Annotated in this window: 1 protein-coding gene and 1 pseudogene; both read left to right on the top strand. The window is 47.2% G+C overall.

Annotation, left to right across the window (positions count from 1 at the left end; genetic code table 11):
• A pseudogene (locus QUB06_RS34285) lies at positions 1-307 on the top strand (ABC transporter permease subunit); the annotation flags it as partial.
• Between the two features lie 201 nt (positions 308-508).
• The coding region (locus QUB06_RS34280) for a leucine-rich repeat domain-containing protein (RefSeq protein WP_333439259.1) at positions 509-2,980 on the top strand (2,472 nt) is incomplete at its 3' end.

Raw genomic sequence — 2,980 nt, 5'->3', positions numbered from 1 at the left:
GGGCTCGCCGGGAAGCCGGACGATCGAGTAATTTACATTCATGCTTTGCGGAATGCTGTTAATCCGTTGATTACGCTGTTGGGTTTTGAGGCAAGCTAGTTTGTTGAGCGGTGCGTTTATTGCCGAATATTTCTTTAATTGGCCGGGTTTGGGAAAACTGACTCTGGATGCGGTGAACAATCAAGATTTGTATTTAGTAATGGCAAGTTTGATGATGGGTGCGACGATGTTGATTGTTGGGAATTTGTTGGCAGATTTGCTGCTGGAAGCAGTCGCTCCTCGGATTAAGCTGGAAGATTTGAAATAGAAGACTTAATTCAGTGAGAAGATGTCAGTCATAACTTAAATATTGCACGATTTTCAATAATCTGTAGGGGCGGGTTCACCAACAGCTTTAAATAGTATAGACAGGTTAAATAAACCCGCCCCCACCCACAAAAAAGCCCCTTATTGATATTGGTGCAAGATGTCAGTTGTAACTAAAATTTTGTCCCTCTAGGAGTGTTTTATGTCAGAACAAAAACCAAACGAGCCAATGAGTTTTAGCAGGTTTGCGGACTGGTGCAGGCATATTGACAGTCTTTCACAAGAGGCAAGGCACACAGTTAAAGTGTTGTTAGAAAAGGCTGGCACTGATGACCCTGAAGCAGCGCAGCAGATACTTTCAAGCATGACCGAACTGGATCTGGGCAACAATAGAATTACCGACATCAGCTTCCTCGGCTCGCTCACCAATCTGACCACACTGCATCTGGGCTACAATCAAATTACCGATATCAGCTTCCTCGGCTCGCTCACCAATCTGACAACACTGTCTCTCAGCAACAATAAAATTACCGACATCAGCTTCCTCGGCTCGCTCACCAATCTGACAGAACTCAATCTCAACAACAATAAAATTACCGACATCAGCTTCCTCGGCTGGCTCACCAATCTGACTACACTAGATCTTCGCTGCAATGAAATTACCGACATCAGCTCCCTCGGCTCGCTCACCAATCTGACCACACTAGATCTTCGCGGCAATAGAATTACCGACATCAGCTTCCTCGGCTCGCTTACCAATCTGACAGCACTCGAGCTCAGCTTCAATGAAATTACCGACATCAGCTTCCTCGGCTCGCTCACCAATCTGACCACACTGCATCTGGGCCACAATCGAATTAGCGACATCACCTTCCTCGGCTCGCTCACCAATCTGACCACACTGAATCTCGACTGGAATAAAATTACCGACATCAGCTTTCTCGGCTGGCTCACCAATCTGACAACACTGGATCTGAGCACCAATCAAATTACCGACATCAGCTCTCTCGGCTCGCTCATCAATCTCACCACACTGCATCTGGACCACAATAAAATTACCGACATCAGCTCCCTCGGCTCGCTCACCAATCTGACCACACTGGATCTCGACAGGAATAAAATTACCGACATCACCTTCCTCGGCTCGCTCACCAATCTCACCACACTGAATCTGGGCAGCAATCAAATTACCGACATCACCTCTCTCGGTTCGCTCACCAATCTGACAACACTGTCTCTCCGCGGCAATCAAATTACCGACATCAGCTCCCTCGGCTCGCTCACCAATCTGACAACACTGTCTCTTGACAACAATCAAATTACCGACATCAGCTCCCTCGGCTCGCTCACCAATCTGACAACACTGCATCTCGACTCGAATCAAATTACCGACTTCAGCTTCCTCGGCTCGCTCACCAATCTGACAACACTGCATCTCGACTCGAATCAAATTACCGACTTCAGCTTCCTCGGCTCGCTCACCAATCTGACAACACTGCATCTCGACAGGAATAAAATTAGCGACATCAGCTTCCTCGGCTCGCTCACCAATCTGACAACACTGCATCTCGACTCGAATCAAATTACCGACTTCAGCTTTCTCGACTCGCTCACCAATCTGACAACACTGCATCTCAACAGCAATCAAATTACCGAGATCAGCTTTCTCGGCTCGCTCACCAATCTGACAACACTGCATCTCTACAACAATCAAATTACCGACATCAGCGCCTTGCGAGCGCTCACCAATCTGACAACACTGCATCTCAAGTACAATCAAATTACCGACATCAGCTTCCTCGGCTCGCTCACCAATCTGACAACACTGCATCTGGACTACAATCAAATTACCGACATCAGCGCCTTGCGAGCGCTCACCAATCTGACAATACTGCATCTGGACTACAATCAAATTACCGACATCAGCGCCTTGCGAGCGCTCACCAATCTGACAATACTGACTCTCGACTCGAATCCAATTACCGCTCTGTGCGTGTTAGGCCTCCTCGCACAAAAACGTCTTACTCTCTCGACTACGCCAATTGATGCTCAAAAAGCCACAGAAGCAGTCAAAGTTGCCTATGCAGCTATTGGCCTAGAAGAACCCTCCGTTATTGTTTGCACCAGTCCCCGCGACGCTTTTCTCCAAATCTTCAACTTGCCCAAAGGCGATCGTTCACAAAACTGGTCAAACGAAGGGCATGGGAATAGATTGGGGAAAAAGCTAGACTGGGAATGGATGTCCCCATCGATTGTGAGAGAATCGATTGTGAGAGAATTTACAAGTCCGGCGGTGTGGGAGTATGAGCTCAAGCGCATAAGGATCGAGTCCGAAGCAGACAGCACACTGAGTTCGCTAATCAACGAATTGGTTGACGAATATAAGCGATCGGAACCAACGATAGGGAATGTTTTTCCCAATCATTTGTTATTCCTTAAATCTCCTGAAACCCCCACGATTTTGTTTAAAGAAATCTATTTGACCCAATGGTATATATCTTCATTAGGGGTCAATATTTCCCAAAAAACACAAGAAATACATCACTGCCAAAAGCTGCTTTTCGAGCATTGCGGTTGGATATTTCCGTTTGAAAAGATTTGCGCGGTGTGCGATCGCCCCCGCCACCTGCGTTTTGACAGTCAAAACCGCTTGCACGCGGAAGGAGAACCTGCG

This window comes from Microcoleus sp. D2_18a_D3, from assembly GCF_036702455.1.
GTDB lineage: Bacteria > Cyanobacteriota > Cyanobacteriia > Cyanobacteriales > Microcoleaceae > Microcoleus.
This window is presented reverse-complemented; position numbering and strand designations above follow the sequence as displayed.